Annotated in this window: 17 protein-coding genes; 9 read left to right on the forward strand and 8 right to left on the reverse strand. The window is 70.5% G+C overall.

What is annotated here, in order from left to right; translation table 11 throughout:
• The first annotated feature begins 1 nt into the window (after position 1).
• From ACFHPP_RS10080 to ACFHPP_RS10095, 4 genes are all read left to right on the forward strand, one after another.
• Positions 2-442 (forward strand): DUF2141 domain-containing protein, encoded by a 441-nt coding sequence (locus tag ACFHPP_RS10080; protein WP_437163139.1) that lies wholly within the window; start codon positions 2-4, stop codon positions 440-442.
• A complete protein-coding gene (locus ACFHPP_RS10085; RefSeq protein ID WP_437163140.1) occupies positions 439-1,233 on the forward strand; it encodes an SDR family NAD(P)-dependent oxidoreductase in 795 nt (264 codons plus the stop codon). Before ACFHPP_RS10080 ends, ACFHPP_RS10085 begins: the two co-directional genes overlap by 4 nt.
• Before the next feature lie 106 nt (positions 1,234-1,339).
• On the forward strand, positions 1,340-1,987 hold the full coding sequence (locus tag ACFHPP_RS10090) for a TetR/AcrR family transcriptional regulator (protein WP_437163141.1): 648 nt from the start codon (positions 1,340-1,342) through the stop codon (positions 1,985-1,987).
• Positions 1,984-2,778: a hypothetical protein gene (locus ACFHPP_RS10095; RefSeq protein ID WP_437163142.1), complete on the forward strand. Its 795-nt coding sequence runs from the start codon at positions 1,984-1,986 to the stop codon at positions 2,776-2,778. The genes ACFHPP_RS10090 and ACFHPP_RS10095 overlap by 4 nt, the downstream gene beginning before the upstream one ends.
• Positions 2,779-2,784: 6 nt before the next feature.
• On the opposite strand, the gene ACFHPP_RS10100 is transcribed toward ACFHPP_RS10095, so the two are convergent.
• Positions 2,785-3,378 (reverse strand): TetR/AcrR family transcriptional regulator, encoded by a 594-nt coding sequence (locus ACFHPP_RS10100; protein ID WP_437163143.1) that lies wholly within the window; start codon positions 3,376-3,378, stop codon positions 2,785-2,787.
• A 111-nt stretch (positions 3,379-3,489) separates the two neighbouring features.
• On the opposite strand from ACFHPP_RS10100, the gene ACFHPP_RS10105 reads away from it, so the two are divergent.
• Genes ACFHPP_RS10105 through ACFHPP_RS10115 form a run of 3 tightly spaced genes read left to right on the forward strand, consistent with a single transcriptional unit; the run spans position 3,490 to position 8,097 of the window.
• Complete coding sequence (locus tag ACFHPP_RS10105) at positions 3,490-4,635, forward strand: efflux RND transporter periplasmic adaptor subunit (RefSeq protein ID WP_437163144.1); 1,146 nt, start codon at positions 3,490-3,492, stop codon at positions 4,633-4,635.
• The gene (locus tag ACFHPP_RS10110) at positions 4,635-7,787 is read left to right on the forward strand and encodes an efflux RND transporter permease subunit (protein ID WP_437163145.1); all 3,153 of its coding nucleotides are present in this window, start codon (positions 4,635-4,637) and stop codon (positions 7,785-7,787) included. The genes ACFHPP_RS10105 and ACFHPP_RS10110 overlap by 1 nt, the downstream gene beginning before the upstream one ends.
• Before the next feature lie 16 nt (positions 7,788-7,803).
• Complete coding sequence (locus ACFHPP_RS10115; protein ID WP_437163146.1) at positions 7,804-8,097, forward strand: DUF6713 family protein; 294 nt, start codon at positions 7,804-7,806, stop codon at positions 8,095-8,097.
• A 32-nt stretch (positions 8,098-8,129) separates the two neighbouring features.
• On the opposite strand, the gene ACFHPP_RS10120 is transcribed toward ACFHPP_RS10115, so the two are convergent.
• From ACFHPP_RS10120 to ACFHPP_RS10145, 6 genes are all read right to left on the reverse strand, one after another.
• Positions 8,130-9,155: a nucleotidyltransferase family protein gene (locus tag ACFHPP_RS10120; protein WP_437163147.1), complete on the reverse strand. Its 1,026-nt coding sequence runs from the start codon at positions 9,153-9,155 to the stop codon at positions 8,130-8,132.
• The gene (locus ACFHPP_RS10125) at positions 9,155-10,222 is read right to left on the reverse strand and encodes a hypothetical protein (RefSeq protein WP_437163148.1); all 1,068 of its coding nucleotides are present in this window, start codon (positions 10,220-10,222) and stop codon (positions 9,155-9,157) included. Before ACFHPP_RS10125 ends, ACFHPP_RS10120 begins: the two co-directional genes overlap by 1 nt.
• Before the next feature lie 197 nt (positions 10,223-10,419).
• A complete protein-coding gene (locus tag ACFHPP_RS10130; protein WP_437163149.1) occupies positions 10,420-10,785 on the reverse strand; it encodes a hypothetical protein in 366 nt (121 codons plus the stop codon).
• A 107-nt stretch (positions 10,786-10,892) separates the two neighbouring features.
• Positions 10,893-12,608, reverse strand: a complete 1,716-nt coding sequence (locus ACFHPP_RS10135) for a methyl-accepting chemotaxis protein (protein WP_437163150.1) — start codon at positions 12,606-12,608, stop codon at positions 10,893-10,895.
• Positions 12,609-12,634: 26 nt separating this feature from the next.
• The gene (locus tag ACFHPP_RS10140; RefSeq protein ID WP_437163151.1) at positions 12,635-14,602 is read right to left on the reverse strand and encodes a TonB-dependent receptor plug domain-containing protein; all 1,968 of its coding nucleotides are present in this window, start codon (positions 14,600-14,602) and stop codon (positions 12,635-12,637) included.
• Position 14,603: 1 nt separating this feature from the next.
• Positions 14,604-15,173, reverse strand: coding sequence for a YfiR/HmsC family protein (locus ACFHPP_RS10145; RefSeq protein WP_437163152.1), 570 nt, complete (start codon positions 15,171-15,173; stop codon positions 14,604-14,606).
• Positions 15,174-15,395: 222 nt separating this feature from the next.
• Between ACFHPP_RS10145 and htpG the strand changes: the two genes are divergently transcribed.
• Both htpG and ACFHPP_RS10155 read left to right on the forward strand, forming a co-directional pair.
• The gene (htpG, locus tag ACFHPP_RS10150; RefSeq protein ID WP_437163153.1) at positions 15,396-17,231 is read left to right on the forward strand and encodes a molecular chaperone HtpG; all 1,836 of its coding nucleotides are present in this window, start codon (positions 15,396-15,398) and stop codon (positions 17,229-17,231) included.
• A 162-nt stretch (positions 17,232-17,393) separates the two neighbouring features.
• Positions 17,394-19,400: a Calx-beta domain-containing protein gene (locus ACFHPP_RS10155; RefSeq protein ID WP_437163154.1), complete on the forward strand. Its 2,007-nt coding sequence runs from the start codon at positions 17,394-17,396 to the stop codon at positions 19,398-19,400.
• A gap of 21 nt (positions 19,401-19,421) precedes the next feature.
• On the opposite strand, the gene ACFHPP_RS10160 is transcribed toward ACFHPP_RS10155, so the two are convergent.
• The gene (locus ACFHPP_RS10160; protein ID WP_437163155.1) at positions 19,422-21,047 is read right to left on the reverse strand and encodes a M10 family metallopeptidase C-terminal domain-containing protein; all 1,626 of its coding nucleotides are present in this window, start codon (positions 21,045-21,047) and stop codon (positions 19,422-19,424) included.
• Positions 21,048-21,243 lie beyond the last annotated feature (196 nt).

Genomic DNA, 21,243 nt, shown 5'->3' on the forward strand with positions numbered 1-21,243 from the left:
CATGCTCCTGCGTTCCCTTCTTCCCGCCACGCTGCTGCTGCTGGCAGCAGGAGCCGGTTCGTCCGGACTACGTGCGGCCGAGCTGCGCGTGGCGGTGACCGGCGCGACCAGCACCACAGGCCAGGTCGGCTGCGCGCTCTATGCCGGGGAGGCCGGCTTCCCGACCGACGCGGCCAGCGCCATCCAGCTGTGGCAGCCGGCGAACCCGGCCGGCGTGACGTGCCGGTTCGAGAACCTGCGGCCGGGCAGCTATGCCGTGGCGGCCTCGCACGACGTGAACGGCAACCGCCGCACCGACACCAACTTCTTCGGCATCCCGACGGAGGATTGGGGCGTGTCGAACAATGTGCGCCCGACGCTGCGCGCGCCGCGCTTCAACGAGGCAGCGGTGCAGGTGCCCGATGGCGCGCCCGTCGCCATCGAGATCAGGCTCGGCCGATGAGCCGCCTGCTGGATCGCTACGGCGCCTGGGCGCTGGTCACCGGTGCCTCCGACGGCATCGGCGAAGCCACGGCGCGGCGCCTGGCGGCGGAGGGCTTCTCGCTGCTGCTGGTGGCACGTCGGCAGGCGCGGCTGCGCGAACTGGCCGCGGAGCTGGCGGCGGCGCATCGCGTGCAGGTGGAGACGCTGGCCCTCGACCTCGGCACGCCGGAGGGTGTGGCGGCACTGCTGCAGGCCAGCGCGGCGCAGGATATCGGCGTGCTGGTGACGGCGGCGGGCTTCGGCACCTCCGGCTCCTTCCTGACCAGCCAGGCCGAGGATGAGCTGGCGATGGTGGATGTGAACTGCCGCGCCGTGCTGGCGATGACGCATCACTTCGCGCAGCGCTTCGCCGGCCGGGGTCGTGGCGGCATCGTGCTGTTCAGCTCGCTCGTCGCCTTCCAGGGCGTGCCGAACTCCGCCAACTATGCCGCGACCAAGGCCTATGTGCAGAGCCTGGCGGAGGGCATCGGGCCGGAGCTGCGGGCCCGCGGCGTGGATGTGCTGGCCGTGGCGCCCGGCCCGGTGCGCAGCGGCTTCGCCGCCCGCGCCGGCATGCGCATGGGCGCGACCGACAGCCCGGGGACGGTGGCGAAGGGCCTGCTGGAGGCGCTGGGCCGGCGCAGCCTGGTGCGTCCGGGGCTGCTGTCCAAGCTGCTGGAATTCGCGCTGACCTTCCTGCCGCGGCGCGGCCGGGTGTGGATGATGGGCAAGGTGATGTCCGGCATGGCGAGGGCGGATCATGCCGGCTGAACGCCGCCTGGCCGCGCGGCGGTTGGTGCGCCCCGCCGCCGCCGCTAGACTTGCGGGGAACAGGAGGGGCGCGGCCTTGGCGCGCGCCCCGGCAGATAGGCACCGCATGGCCCGCAGACCCGAACACCCGCGCGACCTCCGCGAGGCCTGCGTCGACGAGGCGCTGGCGATCATCGACAGCCACGGCATCGAGGCGCTGAGCCTGCGCGAGGTCGCGCGGCGCCTCGGCGTGTCGCACCAGGCGCCCTACAAGCACTACCCCTCGCGCGACCACCTGCTGGCCGAGGTGGTGCGTCGCGCCTTCGTCGCCTTCGCCGACCACCTGGATGCGCGGCCCCGGGGAGCCGATGCCTTCGCGGATCTGCACGCCATGGGTCACGCCTACCTGGACTACGCGACGCGCCATCCGCTGCAATACCGCCTGATCTTCGGCACGCCGCTGCCGGATGCGGACGCGCATCCGGACATGATGACGCGCGGCCGCTATGCCTTCGCGCTGCTGGAACAGGCGATCGCGGCACTCGACCAGGCCCGCCCCGCCACGGCACGCGGCGCGGACCCGAGGCTGGATGCGCTGCATGTCTGGTCGCTGCTGCACGGGCTGGCCAGCATCGGGCAGGCCAGCGCGCTGCGCAGCCTCAGCCTGCCGAAGACCGTCATGACCGCGATGCACGAGCACGCGATGGCGCGGATGGATGCCGGGCTGCGTGCCGCGCTGGTCAAGGCGAAGCCGAGGCGGCGTCGCGCGAAATGACATGGCGGGAGCCGGGCGCGGCCATCACGCTCTGCTGGTTCGCCGCCGGCAGCTTCCTGGTGATCTTTGCGCTGACCGCTGGGGTGGAACGGCTGGACCCGCGGCAGATCGGGGGTGTCAGCGTCTGGGCGAAGCCGCTGAAGTTCCAGATCGCCACCGTGGTTCACCTGGCGACGATGGCCTGGGTTGCCAGCCGGCTCGGCGAGGAGGTGCGCGAGGGCTGGCTGCTGCACGCGGTGCTGCTGCTCGCCATCGCGAGTGCGAGTTTCGAGGTCGCCTACATCACGCTGCAGGGCGCGCTGCAGCAGCGTTCGCACTTCAACGTCGCCACGCCGTTCCACGCCGCCATGTACTCGCTGATGGCGCTCGGCGCCGTGGTGCTGACCGTCTCGGCTGGGGTGCTGGGCGTGATGGTGGCGCTCGACGGGCAGGCGCGGATGGGGCCGGGCCTGCGCCACGCGGTGGCCCTGGGGCTGGTGGGCGGCACGCTGCTGACGCTGGTCATCGCGCTCGACATGGGCGGCCGGATGACGCACCACGTCGGCACGCCGCCGACCCCGGAATCGCGCTGGCCGGTCTTCGGCTGGTCGCGCGACGTGGGCGACCTGCGCCCGCCGCATTTCTTTGCCACCCACATGATGCAGGCGGTGCCGGTGCTGGGCTGGGTCGCGGACCGCGCGCTGCCGCCCCTCGCCGCGACCGCCGCCGCCTGGGTCGCCGCCGCGACATGGGCCGCGTTGACCTGGTGGCTGTACCGGGAAGCCCTGGCCGGACGGCCCTTCCTGGGGTGATGCGGCTCAGGGGTCGCGCATGAAGCGGCGCGCGGCGTCGGCAACCATGGCGGGCAGGTCGAGCGGGATGTCCATCGCGCTGACCTTGTCGTCGATCAGCAGGAACGACAGGCCGTGCACGAAGGTCCACAGCTTCAGGCCGCGTTCGAGGATCGAGGGATCATCGATGGGCGCGCCGTAGCGATGCGACAGGTGGCGCAGCAGCACGCCGAAGGTCTCGCGGCCCTTCTGCATCAACCCGGGATTGCGGCCGTGGGTGCGCGTCAGGCTGAACATCAGCTTGAAGACACCACTCTCGCGCGTCGCGAACCGGATATAGGCGACCCCGATCGCCGCGACCGCTTCCTCGCTGCCCAGCGGATGCGCGTCGCTGGCTTCCTGCATGGCCGCCTTGTGGCGTTCCATGCCGCCCGAGGCGATGGCATCCAGCAGCGCGTCGCCGTCGGCGAAATAGCGGTAGGGCGCGGCTGTCGAGACACCGGCGGCGCGCGAGGCGTCGGACATCGTCAGCCGGTCCGGACCCTTCTGTTCCACCAGAAGCGTCGCCGCCTCGATGAGGGCGGCCCTCAGGTCGCCGTGGTGATAGCGCGCCTTCTTCATGCGACGCCCCTCGTGGTCCCGGCCGATGGAAAAGGCAAGGCCTGCAATTGCCGTTGGCATGGGCGCCCCCAGGTATGTTATAATCTCTAACATAGTCGTCGGAGTTTCGCCATGCCAGGCCTCAGGACCAGCCTCGTCAACACCGGTCTTGTGATCCGGCGCCTCGTCGTGACCGGCGCCGTCCTCGGCCTTTCCGCCGCGGCGGTCATCAGCGGGGGCGACCTGCTGGCGCAGCGCGCGGCCGCTGTCCCATCGCCGCCGGCGGCGCCGCTCACGCCGGTCGCGGTCACCCAGGTGGCGCCGCAGGCGGGCTACGCGGTCACGCGCCGCTTCATCGGACAGATCGAGGCGCCGGGCCGGATTGACCTCGGCTTCGAACTGGGCGGCCGCATCGTGGATATCCTGGCGCAGGAGGGGGACGAGGTGCGTCGCGGCGCTCCGCTCGGCAGGCTCGACACCGCGGCGCTGGAGGCGCAGCGCGCCGTGCTGCAGGCCGAGCGCGCCGCGCTTGCCGCCGACGTGGAACTGGCACGGCTGACGCGGACGCGGGACGAGCAACTGGCGCGCGGCGGCTTCCGCTCCGAATCCGCACGCGATGATTCGCGGCTGGCCGTGGTGCGGCTGGCGGCGCGGATGGCGGCGCTGGATTCGCAGATCGCGGGCGTGGATATCCAGATCGCCAAGTCCACCATCGCCTCCCCCTTCGATGCCGTGGTCGGCGGGCGGCTGGTCGACCCGGGGCAGAACATCGGCGCCGGCGCGCCGGTCCTCACCCTGTTCGAGCAGGCGGCACCGCAGCTGCGCGTCGGCCTGCCGGTCGGGCTCGCGGGCCAGCTCACGCCCGGCGCCGCCGTCGAGGTGGAGATCGAGGGGCGGCGCATGGCAGGGCGCGTCCTGCGCCTGCGGTCGGACCTCGACCCGATAACCCGCACCCGCGGCATCGTGGTGGCGCTGCCCGAGGATGCGCGGCTCGCCTTCGGCCAGACCGGAAGCCTGCTGCTGGAGGAGGTGGTGGCGGAGCCCGGCTTCTGGGCCCCGGTCGCGGCCCTGCGCGAAGGCGGCCGCGGCAGCTGGACGGTGCTGGCGATCACCAGCGGCCCGGCCGGCGAGACCGTGGCGCCGGCGGCGGTCGAGGTCATCCACATGGCGGGCGACCGCGTCTTCCTGCGCGGCGTGCTGGCGCCCGGCGCCAGGATCGTCTCGCGCGCGCCGGCCCGGGTCGCCCCCGGGCAGGTCGTCGCGGTGCTGGCGGAGTGATGGCGATGGAGACCCTGTTCTTCCGCCAGCCGCGCCTCGTCGTGCTGTCGCTGTTCGTCCTGATCGTCTCCGGCATCTCGGCCTTCGTGACCATCGGGCGGCAGGAAGACCCGACGATCACCAACATCTTCGCCTCCATCACCACCGTCTTTCCGGGCGCCGATCCGGGACGGGTGGAGGCGCTGGTCACCGCCAAGATCGAGACGCGGCTGCGGACCATCCCGGAGATCGCGGAGGTGTCCTCGACCTCCGCCACCAGCGTCTCCGTGGTGCTGGTCGACCTGGCGGACACCGTGCCGGTCGCGCGCATCGAACAGGTCTGGGCGGAGATCCGCGACGCCATCGCCGATGTGCGCCGCGACTTCCCGCCCGGTGTCCAGGAGCCGGAATTCAACAGCGACGGCGCCGGCGGCTATGCCGCGATCTTCGCCATCACCGCCCCCACCGGCCATTCCCTGTCCCGCGCGGCGCGGGAGGCGGAGGCGCTGGCGGATGCGCTGCGCGCGGTGCCCGGCACCAAGCTGGTGGACCTGCACGGGACGCCGGAGGAGGAAGTGCTGGTCAGCGTCGATCCGGCGAAGGCCGCGTCGCTCGGCCTGACGGCGGATGCCATCTCCGCCGCGATCCGTGCCGCGGATGCGAAGATGCAGGCCGGCCGGCTGCGCGGCGCCTCCAGCGACCTGCTGCTCGGCATCACCGGCGAGATCACCGGGCTCGACCGCCTGCGCCGCGTCGTGGTGCGGGAGGATGCGGCCGGGCGCGCCGTGCTGCTGGGTGACATCGCCAGCGTGACGCGTGGTGCGCGCGCACCGGCCGCGGAAGCCGCGATCCACCGCGGCCAGCCCGCGATCCTGGTGTCGGCGAAGCTCGAGGAAGGCCTGCAGGTGGATCGCTGGATGGCGCGGATGCGCATGACGGCGGAACGCTACGGCGCGGCGATGCCGATGGGCCTCGGCGTCGAGACCGTCTTCGACCAGAGCCGCTACACCGCCGAACGACTGCGCGAGATCTCGATCAACATGGCGCAGGGCGTGGCCCTTGTCGTCCTGGTGCTGTTCCTGACGCTCGGCTGGCGATCCGCCCTGATCGTGGCCATGGCGCTGCCCATCGTCACGCTGGTCTCGATCGCCACGCTGAAGGCGCTCGGCGTGCCGATCCACCAGATGTCGGTCACCGGGCTGATCGTCGCGCTCGGCCTGCTGGTCGATGCGGCCATCGTGATGGTCGATGACATCGGGGCGCGGCTGCGTCGCGGCCTGTCACGGATCGACGCCGTCGCGACCTCCGTGCGCCGGCTGGCCATGCCGCTGCTGGCCTCCACCGTCACCACGATCCTGTCCTTCCTGCCGCTGATCCTGCTGCCCGGGCCGGCCGGCGATTTCGTCGGCTCCATCGCCATCGCCGTCGTCGTGATGCTGGCCTGGTCCTTCGTGGTGGCGGTGACGATCACGCCGGCCATCGCCGGCTGGTGGCTGCGCACCGCGGATGGATCCCCGCGGCGGGAGGGACCGCTGCTGCGGCTGTTCCGCGGCAGCGTGCGGCTTGCGATCGCCAACCCGATCCGCGCCGTCGCGCTTTCCGTGGTCTTGCCGGTGCTCGGCTTCGTCGCGCTGCCGACGCTGACGGCGCAGTTCTTCCCGGGCGTGGACCGGGACCAGTTCACCATGGACGTGGAACTCCCGGTCGGCGCCGCCCTGGAACAGACCGCCGCGACGGTGCGCGGGATCGACGAGAGGCTGCGCGCCGAACCGGACATCGCCTCCGTCACCTGGGTGCTCGGCCGTTCCGCGCCGGCCTTCTACTACAACATCGTCGGCAACCGCGACCAGGCGCCGGGATTCGCGCAGGCACTGATCACCACGGCCTCCCCCGCCGCGACGGACCGGCTGGTCCGTGATCTGCAGTCCAGCTTGCCGCCGGCCTTCCCGGAGGCGCAGTTGCTTCTGCGCGGCCTGGTCCAGGGGCCGCCGGTGGATGCGCCGGTGGAGCTGCGGCTGGTCGGCCAGGATATCGCCACGCTGCGCGAGGTCGGCGATGCGTTGCGCGCACGCGTCGCGGCGCAGCCGCAGGTGACGGTCGCGCGGACGACGATCGGCGGCGGCGCGCCGAAGCTGATGCTCGACATCGACGAGGGCCGTGCGCGGCTGCTCGGCCTCGACCTGGCGCAGGTGGCGCGGCAGTTGGAGGCGGGGCTCGAGGGCGTGGTCGGCGACTCGCTGCTCGAAGGGACGGAGGAATTGCCGGTGCGCGTGCGGCTCGGTGCCGGGCTGCGCGGGGACCCTACCGCCATCACGGACATGCCGATGCTGCCGCCCGCTGCCGCGGCGCTGTCCGCGCAGGGGCAATTTCCCGGCGTGGCGCTCTCGGCGCTCGGCACGCTGCGGCTGGCGCCGGCGGAAAGCGCCGTAACCCGCCGCAATGGCGAGCGGGTGAACACCGTGCAGGCCTTCCTGATGCCCGGCGTGCTGCCGCAGGAGGCGCTGGGTGCCGTGCTGCGCAGCCTGGACGCCGAGGGCTTCCGGCTGCCCGAGGGCATCCGGATGGAAACCGGCGGCGACGCCGATGCGCGCGCCTCCACCGTCCAGGCGCTGATCGCGCCGCTCGGGCTCATCGTGGTGCTGTCCATCGCGGTGGTGGTGCTGACCTTCAACTCCTTCCGCCTGACGCTGATCGCCTTCATGGCGGCGGGCCTGTCCGCCGGGCTGTCGCTGCTGGCGCTCGCGGTCTTCAACTATCCCTTCGGCGTCAACGCGATCATCGGCCTGATCGGGTCCATCGGCGTGTCGATCAACGCGGCGCTGATCGTCATCTCCGCCCTGCAGGAGGATGAGGCGGTGGCGCAGGGCGACCAGGCGGCGATGGCCGAGGTGGTGGTGGGCGCCAGCCGCCACATCCTGTCCACGGCGATCACCACCTTCGGCGGTTTCCTGCCGCTGATCCTGGGCGGCGGCGGCTTCTGGCCACCCTTTGCGATGGCGATCGCCGGCGGCGTGCTGCTCTCGCCGCTACTGGCCTTCTGGTTCACCCCGGCGATGTTCCGGCTGGTCCAGCGGCGCCCGGCGCCCGCGCCGACCGCCCTGCCAGCAAGGCCGGATCCGGTGTCCGCGCCGGCCGGGGTCTTTAGATCGGCGATGCCGCAACCGGCAGAGTGAGGGCGGCCGCCGTCCGATGGGTCTCGATCTCGTCTATGATGCGCTGCTCGCCGCCTTCCTGGCGCATGAACTCGACACGGTGAAGCGGCACGAATGGCGCGTGCTGCCGCTGACCAGCTTCCTGCCGGACCGGGTGGGTGAGCAGGTCTTCATCTGGAGCCACCTGCCGCTGGTCCTCGCCAGCCATGTCGGCCTGCATTGGGAGTTCCGGACGCATCCCGCCTACGAGTTCAACAACCCTTCCTCCCGGGGGCTGATCCTGCTGACCGGGTTTCTGGGCGCGGCCTATGTGCTTGGCGCCGTGGCATGAGGCGTGCCGGATCCGCACGCCCCGCCGCGATCTCAAAGCTTCGAGCTTGCACCGCCGGCCAGGATCCTGAGCGCCTTGCGCGCCAACTCGGCGGGCAGGCGTCGCGTGGCGCGCCTGGCAAGGACGAGCCGCCGCAGGCCCCACACCAGGTTCCCGGCGAGGCGCAACGGAGCCGCCGCCACCGGATGCCGCGCGCTGAACATCCGGCGCTGGTGCTGCAGGCGGGCGATGCCTCCGCCGCGCAGGTCGGTGGGTATGTTCGTGCCGAACAGCACATGCAGCGTCCGCAGCTGCGTCTCGACGACGTTGCGGCCAAGCCGGCCGGGCATCATGTCCCGCAGACGGCGCCAGTCCAGGTCGGGTTCCGTCCTGCCGAGTTCGGCGAGATCATGCAGGTGGCGAAGGTCGATCCGCCCGCGCCAGTAATCGCCCTCCTTGATCAGGTCGTGCACGATCCAGTGCAGCGCACGGTCGGTCGCCGAGGGAACCCTGGCGCGGACCCCGTCACGGTCCTCAAGCCGTGGCATGTCCTGGCGCCCCCACCGCAGGTAGCCAGCGCTGAGGGTGCTGGGGCGGTGGCGCAACTCCAGCATGCCGACATCCTGCGGGCGCTCCATCCCGCGCGTGCCCGTGGCGTCGCGGTAGCCGAGGCGCAGCAGGCACGCCCGGGCGGCCTCGCTTTCCGCCTCCTCGACGGCCAGGTCGAGATCGCGCGTGATACGGTTGCCGAGGCTGTCCTCCGCATCCCGGAACAGCCGCACCGCGCCTTTCAGCAGCGTCGGCTCGATGCCCTGCTGGTTCAACGCGGCCAGCGCCTCCCGCAGCTGCGCCCGCAGGCGGAGGTTCCGCTTCAGGTTGCGCCCATGCAGGAACGCCAGGTAGGCGCGACCCTCCTCCGGCAGCGCGTCCAGCCGGCCGGCACGGTGCAACGCCTCATGCAGGGCCGGCGTCAGCAGCGTCCGGTTCGCCAGGGCGATCACCGCCATCCAATCCGGGTTCTCCGGCGGCGTACCGCGCAGGCAGGCGGCCAGGGCCCCCAGGGCGCCGCCGCCCCGCATCAGCGACAGGCCCCGTGCAGCAGTTCCATCGCATCCTCCAGGCGGGAGTAGGTCAGGCGGTGGACCTGCGCGGGACGGAGCGCGAGGCGCAGCGCCTCGAAGCCGGCCGGTGTCAGTACGCGGCCTTCCGCATAGGCGTCCTGCAGCATCCAGCGCAGGGCAGTCGGTGGATCGACCGGCGTCAGGCTGGCCTTGGCCCCCGGGCGACGGTCGAGCCGCAGGAGCCAGCCGATCGGGTGGGGCCGGCTCGGCACCAGCGCCTGCGGCAGGGGGTAGCGCACGCGCTTCCGGTCCGGGCGCCGGAACACCGGGGCCTCCCCGATGTCGGGGCGGGCAGCGGCGAGCAGGTCCCAGGCGCCGGGCTTGACCGCGGGGGCGAAGGGCACGCCCGTCGCCCGGCCATCCGCGGCCAGCAGGACCAGGTCGTCGCCGGCAAAACCGAAGCCTGGACCGGCCAGCGCCAGGGCAAGCGTCGTCTTGCCGGCGCCCGGCCTGCCGCTGAACAGCAGCATCCGGCCGCCCTGGAGCAGCGCCGCCGCATGCAGGGCAAGTTCGTAGGTGCCACGGCCGAGCACCTCGTTCATCACCTGCGCCTTCAGCGCAGTGGCGGCCTCCTCCCGCGGGCAGGACAGCAGCAGGTCGCCGTCGCGGAACAGGTCCACGCCGCCGTCCCGTTCGATGACGTCCAGCGTCACCTCCGGCGCCGGGCCTGGACATTCGAGGTGCGCGAAGATCGGTGCCAGATCCGGCCCGGGCGCGGGTGCATGGCGGATGCGGGTCGCGACGCCCGCCACGAGCAGGTCCTGGCGGCGCACCTGGCCCGGCGAGGGCTCTGGCACCTGCCGGATGAAGTCGAGTTTGATCCATTCGCGGATCGCGGCGTCGAGGTGCCGCCGCGCCGCCGCGGGCGCCAGGCCCGCCGCCACGAGTTCACCCAGGATGTCCTGCTGGGCCAGCCCATCCTCGATGCAGCGCCAGAGATGGGCGGCGGCATCATTGATCTCGAAAAGCTTCTGGTCCGCGGCGCTGAACAGGATGTTCCGCCCATCGATGACGCCGAACCGCATGCCGGGGGCCCTGGCCAGCCGCGCAGGCCGCGGCGACGCCTGCCGTTCGTCCGGCACCCGGGATGCGGCACCCGGAGGCGTGTGGTCGAGGGCCGGATTTCCCGCCGCTTCCGCCGTTCCGCTCCCGCCGAAGCTCCGGGCGGCCTCCCGCTGGTGATCGACCATTGGATCGGCCCGGATCGAGGCGGTGCCTTGATCTAGGTCCCGCCGTGGCCGGCGCCGCGGCCATTGCCCGAGTTGCCGTTGCCGTTGCCGTTGCCGCGGTTGCCGTTGCCGTTGCCGTTGCCGTTGCCGCGGTTTCCGTTGCCGTTGCCCCGGTTGCCATTGCCATTGCCGCGGCCGCCGCCAACCACGCCAGGCAGGCCGAGCCCGCCGCCGCGACCGCCGCCGCCACTTGCCGCAATGGCGTTGGATGTCAGGGATGTGGACAGCAGCAGGGCGATCGCAGGGGGCGTCACCACCGCGAACTTGCCGCATTTGTCGAGAAAGGCGCGACGATCCTCATCGACGTCGGCCGAGGCTGTCTCCGGTTGCTGGTCGTGGCTATCCGGGCTGTGGCTCATCGGGAACTCCGCACCAGGGGTGAAACCGGCTGGCAGCTTCAACCTTGGCAAAAGGTCAGTCCGGGAGCCAGCACAACAAGGGGCTACTCCTTCGGAGCAGCACGGCGTCAGCCGGCGCGCAGCCGGGCAACGATGCGGGTCACCTCGCTGCGCAGCGCGTCGCCCTGCGACGCCACCGCATCCGCGGACTCGATCAGCACGGCAAGGCTGCTGCGGGTCTGCTTCGCGCTGGCCTCGAGCCCGCTGGCATGTGCGGAGACGCCTTTTGTGCCGGTCGCCGCCTGTGCCACGCTGCGCGCGATCTCGCGCGTCGTCGCTCCCTGCTGTTCGATGGCGGCGGCAATGGAGGTGGCGATGCGGTCGGTGCGCTGCACCGTGTCGCCGATGCCGCGCACCACGCGTACGGTCCGTTCCGCGACGGACTGGATTTCGGCAATCTGGCGGCTGATCTCCTCGGTTGCCCGGGCGGTCTGGCCGGCCAGGGACTTCACCTCGCTCGCCACCACGGCGAACCCCTTGCCCGCCTCGCCCGCACGCGCGGCCTCGATCGTGGCGTTCAGCGCGAGGAGGTTGGTCTGACCGGCGATGGCGCTGATCAGCTGCACCACGTCGCCGATCTTCTGCGCGGCGGCGGACAGCGTCTGCACGATGGTGTCCGTTGCCTGCGCTTCCGTCACCGCGCTGCGCGTCGCTTCCGCCGCGGCGGTTACCTGGCGGGTGATCTCGGACACGCTGGCGGCCATCTGCTCGGTGGCGGCGGCCATGGTCTGCACCTCGTCATTCACCTGGCGGGCCCCATTGGCCGCCTGGCCGGCCACCTCGGCACTCTGGTCCGAGGACGCCGTCAGATCCTGCGTCGTGACACGCAGTTGCACCGAGGCGCCGGAAAGCTGGTCGGCGACGCTACCGACGACGCTCTCGATGCCCTCGGCCAGGTCCATCCGCAGCCGCTGCTGGGTGACGCGGGCTTCATCCTGCAACTGCTGCTCGCGTTCACGCAAGGCAGCGATGCGCTCCCCATCGGCACGGAACACCGCGAGCGAGGTCACCACAGCGCCCAGCGCGTCGCGCCGCTGCAACGGCGCGAGATCGACGGTCAGGTCACCCTTCGCAAGCCGCTCGGTCGCTTCCGAGATGCCGCCGATGGAGCGGGTCACCTGCCGCCCGATCGCCCAGGCCAGGGCCGTGACCAGCAGCAGGGCGCCGAGCGCGAGCAGCATGCTGAACCGGCCGCGCGCGGCCGCGGCCTGGCTGCTGGCCGCGGCATCGCCACGGCTGTCCCGCACCGCCTCGTCCACCATGGCGCGCAGGTTGTCCATCACCTGCGTGAAATTGCGCGCGAAGGGGTCGAGGAAGGAGACGGCGCTGGCAAAATCCAGCTCCAGCATCGTCGCCACCACTTCCAGCGCCTCGCCGAAGGTGGCGAGCTGCTCGATCATCTCACCGGCTTGGGCGGCATCGGCGGTCTCCTCCGGCCGGAGTCCGTCGCGGTAGCGGGTGATGCCGGCGGCGACCTCGGCGACCTCCGCCTTCAGCGCGGCGACCCGGGGCGGCACGCCGGCCGCCTCGCCCTGCGCCGCCTGCGCCGCCTGCGCCGTCAACAGCCGGTTCAAGGTACCGTTCACCTCCGCGAAGCGGATCGCCGCGCTGGACAGCGTCACCACGCGTTCCATCTGGCGCCCGGCGATGTCGTTGGCGATGCCGGCCTGCCAGGACATCGTCACCGCGCCGATGAGCGCCATCCCGGCCATGGCGCACAACGCCACGGCCGGGGCGAGGCTGAGCTTGAGGCCGAAGGGCAGGTCGTTCAGGCGCAGGCGCATCGTGTCAACATCCCTCCGCAGGTGGTTCAGAAGCTGACGCGCACGGAAAGGTAGACCCGGCGCTCCGGCTCCAGCGTGATTCCGGCGTCCTGCTGCTCCGTCACCACGCCATCGGCCTCCAGCGCGAATTCCAGCCGCTCCACGGGGCGCCAGGCGGCGCGCATGCCGGCCCAGACCTGGTCCGAGGCGGTGACCAGGAACAGGCCGTCGTCGCGCAGGCGGTACTGCGACGACCGGGTCTGGTAGCGGGCGAAGCCATCCAGCCGGATGGGCCCGGCGCTCCAGCCCAGCCGCGCAGTCGCCAGGTGCAGCGGGGAGCCGGTGGTGTAGGCTAGGCTGGAGGTGGTCGAGAGATCACCATCCACCTGGGCCAGGCGGTAGCCCAGCCCCCAGTCGAAGCCCTGCGGCAATTCCCCGCGCGCCGAGAGGTCCACGCCGTAGACGTCGGTGGAGCCTGCCTTGCCAGGGCTGCTGATGACGCCGGCGCCCGGCACGAAGCGCGCCTGGGCGCTCACGCTGCTCGAGAGATCGTTGTTGATCTGGTAGAAGACGGAAGCACCGACCTGGCCGCTGATCGCCGCGATCCGCCGCGTCCAGCCCAGCTCGAAATTGTCCACCACCACCGGGTCCAGCGCCGGATTGCCGACCACGGTCAGTGGCGTTCCCAGGATCGGGAGAATCAGGCCGAGGTCGACCAGGCTTGGGGACCCGATGCCGCGGGCGGCGGCCAGGCGGAAGGTATCGTCCGGCGTGGCCTTCCAGACCAGGCCGGCATTGTAGGCGAAGGTGCCGATGCTGCGGTCATAGTCGGCATCCCCCGGCAGGATGCTGCCATCGCCATAGCCCGAGCCTTCGAGCTGCATCTGGTCCCAGCGCCCGGCCAGTGTGCTTTCCAGCTGATCCGAGATCGCCCAGTTCCACATCATCCCGGCCGAGAACACATCATAGGCCACACGCTGGCCGCTCGGCAGCGACATCTGGTTGCGACGATATTCGGCGGAGGGCCGGATGGCATGCGCCGCGCCGATCTTCAGCGTATCCGAGAGCTGCACCACCGTGACGTTCTGCCGCAGGAATCCGATATCCATGGTGCTGTGCGCGACGGAGGATTCGAGCAGCCCGAACGAGGTCTCGGCGGCGATACGGCCGCGAAACCCCAGGCTCCGCTGGTCGGTCCAGAACTGGCTGGCGCCCGGATGGTACAGCGTGCCCAGGGAGCGGGAGGCATTGGCATCGAGGCCCACCTGAACCCCGTCCGCCACGCGGAACAGGCTCGTTGCCGCCAGGCGGTAGCTCTCCGGGTCGCGATCCGCGCGCCCGGCGCGTTCCCCGCCGGTGAAGCCGTTGCTCCAGGTATCCTCGCTGCGGATGCCGGCGGAAAGCCGCACGCCGCCGCCATCGCCCACCGGCGCGGAGGCGATCACGCTGGCTTCGCGGTACTGGCCGGTGCCGCTGCGCAACGTGCCGGTGTTCACCCGTTCATAGGCCGGGTTGAAGGTGATGATGTTGATCACGCCGGCCGTGGCGTTGAAGCCGAACAGCGCGCTGTTCGGGCCCTTCACCACCTCGATCTGCCGGATCTCGGCCAGTTCGACCGGAACCAGGGCCCAGGCGGTACGGCCATAATCATCCACATAAACCTGGCGGCCATCGACCAGCACCAGCAGCCGCGGCGTCATGGGCGTGTTCATGCCCCGCACCGCCACATTGGCGTCGTTGGCGTTGTTCTGCATGACATCGAGCGTGGTGTAGCGCTGCAGCACGCCCGGGATGTCCCGCGCGCCGGAGCGCCGGATCTGCTCGGCCGAGATGATATCCATCGACACCGGGGCGTCGGAGGCGCGCTGCGGCTTGCCGGTGGCGCTGGCCGTCACAGGCTCGCCGAACAGCGCCTCCAGCGCGCCGTAATCCATGGTCTGGGCCGCGACGGGCAGCGGGACCAACGCCGCGCCGGCCAGCAATGCAGCGCGCATCCGATTCAGGGTGTGGGTCATCTCAGCGCTCCTGGATCATCATGCGGAAGGCGGCGGAGAAGCTGACGCCGGCGCCCTGCGCCGCGGCACGGTTGACCAGGATCTCGACCCGCGGCTCGCTGCGCACGGTCATCACCACGCGGCCACCCTCAATGGCAGCGGGATCGGTGGATACGGTCAGGACCCCCTTGCCGGCGACGGCGGCGGCCACCGCGGCCGCCTGCGGCAGGGCAGCACTGGTCAGCAGCAGCGCGACCGGGCCGCTGGGGACGCTCTCCAGCGCGATAGGGCGGGCGGTCAGGGTCAGGCTGCCGGCGCGCAGGCCGCCACCGAAGGCCGCGACGATCCGCTCGGCCTCCTGCCTCCCCGGCGCCGAGGCCGTGGGGTAGACGATGCCGATCTCGACGGTGCCGGAGGGCGCCGGCGTCATGAAGGCAACCGCGCGGGCGATCACCTGCAGGTCCCGGACGGAGACATCCGCCCGGGCGGCCATGGGCGTGACGGCCAGCAGGACGCCAGCCAGGAATGATGCCGCGCGGGCCGGCGCCTTCGCCCGGCGCGCCGCTCTCGGCAGGTTAAGGACTTCGGGCAAGGATTTTCCCCACTGCTTTGATCGGCGCGACATCCCGCCGGCAGCGATCATGCCGACACAGGAATGAAGAAATCCTCAGCGTCGGGCGGCGATGGTCGCGCTTTCCGCGTGATCGGGTGCCGATGCTCCCGCTTCGCGGCGTGCCGGCTAAGGTCGGCGGTTGAAAGCCGCTTTCGCCTGCCGCATATCGCGCCATCGGTTCCGGTAGCGAGGGAGCAAGCGGTGAGCGAGACGGTGGAGCGGCATGAATTCGGCGCCGAGGTGGGGCGCCTGCTCGATCTGGTGGTGCATGCGCTGTACTCGGAGCGCGAGATCTTCCTGCGCGAACTGGTGGCCAATGCCGCCGATGCGGTGGACCGCCGCAGGTTCGAGGCGCTGTCCGACAACCAACTCGGCCTGCCGGCCGAAGCGCGGGTGCGGGTGGTGCCGGACCAGGCGGCGCGGACGCTGACCATCTCCGACCCCGGCATCGGCATGGACAAGGCCGACCTGGCCCAGCATCTCGGCACCATCGCGCGGTCCGGCACCCTGGCCTTCGCGAAGTCGCTCGCCGAGGCGCCGCCCGGCGACAAGCCGAGCCTGATCGGGCAGTTCGGCGTCGGCTTCTACAGCGCCTTCATGGTCGCCGACCGCATCGAGGTCACCTCGCGGCGTGCGGGGCGCGAGGAAGCCTGGGTCTGGGCCTCCGAGGGCAAGGGCGACTACACCCTGGCCCCCGGCGCCCGCGCCGAGGCCGGCACCGACATCGTGCTGCACATGAAGCCCGACGCCGGGGAGTTCCTGGAGCCGCATCGCCTGCAGGCCATCATCCGCAAATGGGCCGACCACATCACCATCCCGATCACCGTCGCCCGCGACGGGGTGGACGAGCCGGCGAACGAGGGAACCGCCTTGTGGCGGCGCCCGAAGGCGGAGGTGACGGAGGCGCAGTACGAGGAATTCTACCGCCACGTCGCACACGCCTTCGACAAGCCCTGGGCGACGCTGCACTGGCGCGCGGAGGGCGCGCTGGACTTCTCCGCCCTGCTGTTCATCCCGGGCATGAAGCCGTTCGAGGCGGTGGAGGGCGAGCGCGAGAGCCGCGTGCGGCTGCATGTGCGGCGCATGTTCATCACCGACGAGGCCGGCCTGCTGCCGCCCTGGCTGCGCTTCGTGAAGGGCGTGGTGGACACCGAGGACCTGCCGCTCAACGTCAGCCGCGAGATGCTGCAGGCGACGCCGCTGCTGGCCCGCATCCGCAAGGCGGTGACCGGGCGCGTGCTGTCGGAGTTGAAGGCGAAGGCCCGGGACGCCGAGGGCTATGCGGCGTTCTGGGACAGTTTCGGCGCGGTGCTGAAGGAAGGCGTCTGGGAGGATGGCGAGCACGCGAAGGACATCGCCGCGCTGCTGCGGTTCCGGTCCTCGGCCGTGGAGGGCTGGACCAGCCTGCCGGACTACCTGGCGCGGATGAAGGAGGGGCAGGAGGCGATCTACGTCCTGGTCGGCGACGATGCCGCCGCGCTGGCGAATTCGCCGCAGCTCGAGGGTTTCCGCGCGAAGGGCGTCGAGGTTCTGCTGCTGTCCGACGGGATCGATGCCTTCTGGCCCGACCGGCTGGGCGCGTTCGAGGGCAAGCCGATTCGCAGCATCACCCAGGGCAGCGTCGATCTTTCGAAGATCGCGGGGCAGGCGCCGGAGGGCGAGGCGGCGGATGTCGCCATGCTGCTGGGACTTTTGAAGGACGCGCTGCGCGAGGATGTGTCGGAGGTGCGCGCGACGGACCGGCTCGTGGAAAGCGCGGCGGTGCTGGCTGCGGCACAGTACGGTCCCGACCTGCAGATGCAGCGCATGCTGCGGCGCGCCGGGCGCGAGTCCGGCGCCGGCCTGCCAGTTCTGGAGATCAACCCGCGCCATCCCTGGATCCGCAGCCTGGCGGGGACTGCGGCAACGGAGACCGCGCTGAAGGAGAAGGCCGGGCTGCTGCTCGACCTGGCCCGGGTGCAGGACGGCGACAGCCCGCGCGACCCAGCCGCCTTCGCACGCCAGGTCGCCGCGGCCCTAGCGGCCGCAGCAGGCTGACCCCGCTGCAAGGGTTCAGCATCCGGGTGACACGGAGGCTGGCTCAAAGGAAGTAGCCCCTCTCCGCACTTGGCAAAAGGGCTGGCGCTTCTGTCTGATGCGGCCGGATCGGGGCAGACACGGCCATTGCCGCGCCTGCCTGCCGACGAGCCGGAGGCTGCAATGAGCATGGCCAGCACGCCCAACGTCATCAACGGCACCAGCGGTGCCGAGGATCTGCTTGGCACGGGGGGCTATGATTCGATCTCGGGCTTCAGCGGCAACGACCGCCTCTACGGGCGCGGCGGCAACGATTTCCTGAGCGGGGGCGCGGGCAACGACCGCCTCGATGGCGGCACCGGCGCGGATACGATGCTGGGCGGGTCCGGCAACGATGTCTATGTCGTCGACAGCGTCGGCGACGTGGTGAGCGAGGAGAACTCGCCCGGCGTCGACAGCGGCGGCGTCGACACCGTCCAGTCCTGGATCAGCTACAGCCTCGGCGCCTTCGTCGAGCGGCTCGAACTTCTGGGCACGGCGGACCTGGACGGCGTGGGCAACGCGCTCGGCAACGCGCTCCGGGGCAATGCGGGGTCGAACGTCCTGTTCGGTGGCGCCGGCGTGGACACGCTCTATGGCTTCGACGGCGACGACATCCTGATCGGGGGTGCCGACAAGGACTATCTTTATGGCGGAGCCGGCGCGGACACCTTCGTCCTCGGGCTGAACGATGGCGCCGCCGACGTGGTGTACGACTTCGAGGCCATCGACCGGATTGGCATCTACGCAGGTGTCTTCGGGCTGACCGAGGGTGCGGGGCTCAGCGGCGGCCAGCTGGATGGCGCCTACTTCGTGGCCGGCTCCGCCGCCACGGCGTCGGGTCATGGCCAGTTCATCTTCACCTCCGGCAGCAAGCCGGCCCTGAAATGGGATCCGGACGGCATCGGTGGCCAGGGTGCGGTCACGCTGGCCACCTTCTCCTCCGGCATCGTCCTCACCGCGGAGCAGATGCATGTCCTCACCGCGCCGACCGCATCGGCCGCCGCGGCGGTGCCGGGGCCGCAGTCGGAAGACATGGGCACGGTGTACTTCACGCTGACCCTGTCGCAGCCCTGGTACCAGGATGTCGTGCTGTCCGTCAGCACCGTGAACGGCACCGCGCAGGCAGGCACGGATTTCGTTGGTCTGTCGAACGTGCAGGTCACCATCGCCGCGGGCGCGACCACCGCCTATGTCGGCGTCACCGTCATGGACGACGGCGTGCTGGAAGCCATCGAGACCTTCTCCCTCCGCATCGACTCCGCCACGATCGCCGGAGGCGGCACGGCCCTGGCGGTGGGGGACGGGACGGCCTCCCTCGCCCTCACGGATCCCGCACCGTCCGTCGTCGCCATCCACAACCTCTGGCAGTACGGCATCCCCGACCCATCCGGCATCGCCTACAATCCCCTGACCGGGAAGCTGATCATCTCCGATGCGGAGATCGAGGAGGAACCCACCTTCAACCCGATCAGCATCTACACCTTCGACCTGGACGGCGGTGCGCCGCTCAGCAGCTACACCCCGCGCTATTCGGACGAGCCCACCGGCCTCGCGATCGACGCGGGTCGTGGCGTGATGTACGTCTCGGACGACGACAACTCGGCCATCCATGTCACCAACCTGACCGATCCGTCCCGACGGATCTGGTCCTTCGACGCCGAGAGCCTGGGGGCCGACGACCCCGAGGACGTGGCGGTCGATCCGGTCACGCACAACCTCTTCATCGTCAATGGGCTGTCGCGCACGCTGCAGGAAGTCAGCGTCGATCACGCCGGCAGGACCGCAGCGCTGGTCGATTCCTTCACCTTCAGCGACAGCCGCATCATCGACCCCGAGGCGCTGGCCTACGTGCCGGAGTACGACGTGTTCCTGGTCGGTGGCGGGTTCGGATCGAACATCTGGGTGGTGGACCGGCAGGGTGACACGTTGGAGATGCTCACCCTTCTCCAGGACTACCGGAACACGCAGACGGATGTGGCCGCAGGCACCATCCGCACGAGCGTGAAGGACATCGAGGTCGCGCCGGCCAGTGACGGCAGCGGCGCGACCCACATCTACGTCGCCGATTTCGGCGCCAGCCACAAGATGGATGGGCGCCTGATCGAGATCGCACCCGGCAACCTGTTCAGCGATTTCCTGATCGCCTGAAGGACTGCCCGGCCAGCGGCGTCACAGGATGAAGTCGGCGGCCGAGAAGTCGTGCTGGCCGGCGACCTTGAACCAGTACTCCGGCGCCGCGTCACGGTCCGTGTTCAGCTCGACAACCGTCACATTCCCGGCGCGGTCGTAGGCGGCGCGAAGCTGCCCCGGGGTTCCGTCCTTGAAAGCAGCCGTGCCGATGAAGGCGAAGGCCTGGTCCCCGGACATGCGCTCATTGGCATCGATCAGGCTGAGGTCGAAGACGTCGCTGCCTGATTCGAAGTCCATGAAGATGTCGACCACGCTGGAGCCATCCATGTCGCCGCCACGGGCGAAGACGAAGGTGTCCCGGCCCTCACCGCCCCACACCACATCGGCGCCGTTCCCGGCATCGATCGTGTCGTTGCCGGCGCCGCCCTTGATCGTGTCGTTGCCGTTGCGGCCCTGGATCACGTTGTCCAGGTCGTTGCCGATGATGAGGTCATCGCCGCTCGATCCCCTGAAATCCGTGCCGGAGAAGGTCGCGCGGTCCGCGGGGGCCGGCTGGACGGGAGCCGGCTGGACGGGAGCCGGTGTGACGGGAGCCGTTGTGACGGGAGCCGGTGTGACGGGCGTTGGCTCGACCGGGTCGGGATCGGCGGGCGCAGCCTCCTCCGGGTCCGCCTCGACCGGGTCCGACTCGATCGGGTCCGACTTGACCGGGTCGGCGGGCGCGGCTTCCTCCGGAATCGGCTGGGCCGCATCATCCGGCTCGGTCACCGAGCCATCGCCATGCTCGCTGATCCATTCGCTCCGGGCCTGTTCCCAGTAGCTCCGCGCGGCCTGGCCCTCGAGGATGGTCCAGCCCTGGGTCGGCTTCGGATAGTCGGACGGCAGCGGCGTGTCCGAGAGGTTCAGGAAGACGTTGCCGCGCGATTCGACGGTGTTCTCCCAGGCGTTCTCCAGCCGGGTCCAGCCGCGGTGATCCGGCGTGTCGATCGCCATGACGGTGTCGATGAACCGAAGCTGCGGCGTGGTGTCGAAGGCGCCGGAATTGGTCTTGATGGGCGAGCCGTGCGTCATCTCGCCCTGGTACAGATAGGCCTTGCTGCGCATCAGCACGCCGTCGAAGGTCACGGTGTTCGCGGACCCGTCGATCTTGTCGCCATCGCCGAGGCTGACGCCGACGAAGACACCGTCGAACAGGCTGTCCTTGATGGTCCCGCTGTAGCCGCTGTCGTTCTCGAAGGCATCGTCGCGGATGTTGCTGACCCAGGCCTGGTTGATCGTGAAGTTCGGCGAGGCATCGGAGACGCGGAGCGCATCCCAGGCGCCGTCGACGCGGGTGCCCTGGATGGTGGCATCGGGGGCGTGGGAGATGCGCAGCGCCGCGGAGTTGACGTAGGTATCCTCCCAGTCGGAGTTCTGCGGCACCTGGCCGTTGAAGGTTCCGCCGAGGATCGTCAGGCCCTGCCCCGCACCATCGACCCGGAACGGATAGAGGTTGATCGGACCGCTGCCCTCGTCGGCCTGCTGGCCCGCCGTCGGGTTGTCGTTGCGGCTGTTGTCGACGATCCATGTGGCGCCCCTGGCGTCCACGGTTGAGCCTGCACCTAGGTCGGTCAGGCGAAGCGAAGTATAGCCATAGTCCTCGGTCAGTCGAACCAGTTCGGTCATTGTATTTTTAGTCCTTTGTGTGGGTCGATTAGCCGCGCCATCAGTATCGACCCCACAAATTCACCGCAACCCAGATAAATTTCTATAACTCATGCGAAATCAATATAGCAATCAATGTAATAGAATATACAGAACATATGCCTCGGCATCTCCGCACGCGATCCGAACGTATCGAAGGCGCGACATGCCGGGCGGC

This window comes from Falsiroseomonas sp. E2-1-a20 (genome assembly GCF_051433195.1).
Lineage (GTDB): Bacteria > Pseudomonadota > Alphaproteobacteria > Acetobacterales > Acetobacteraceae > Falsiroseomonas.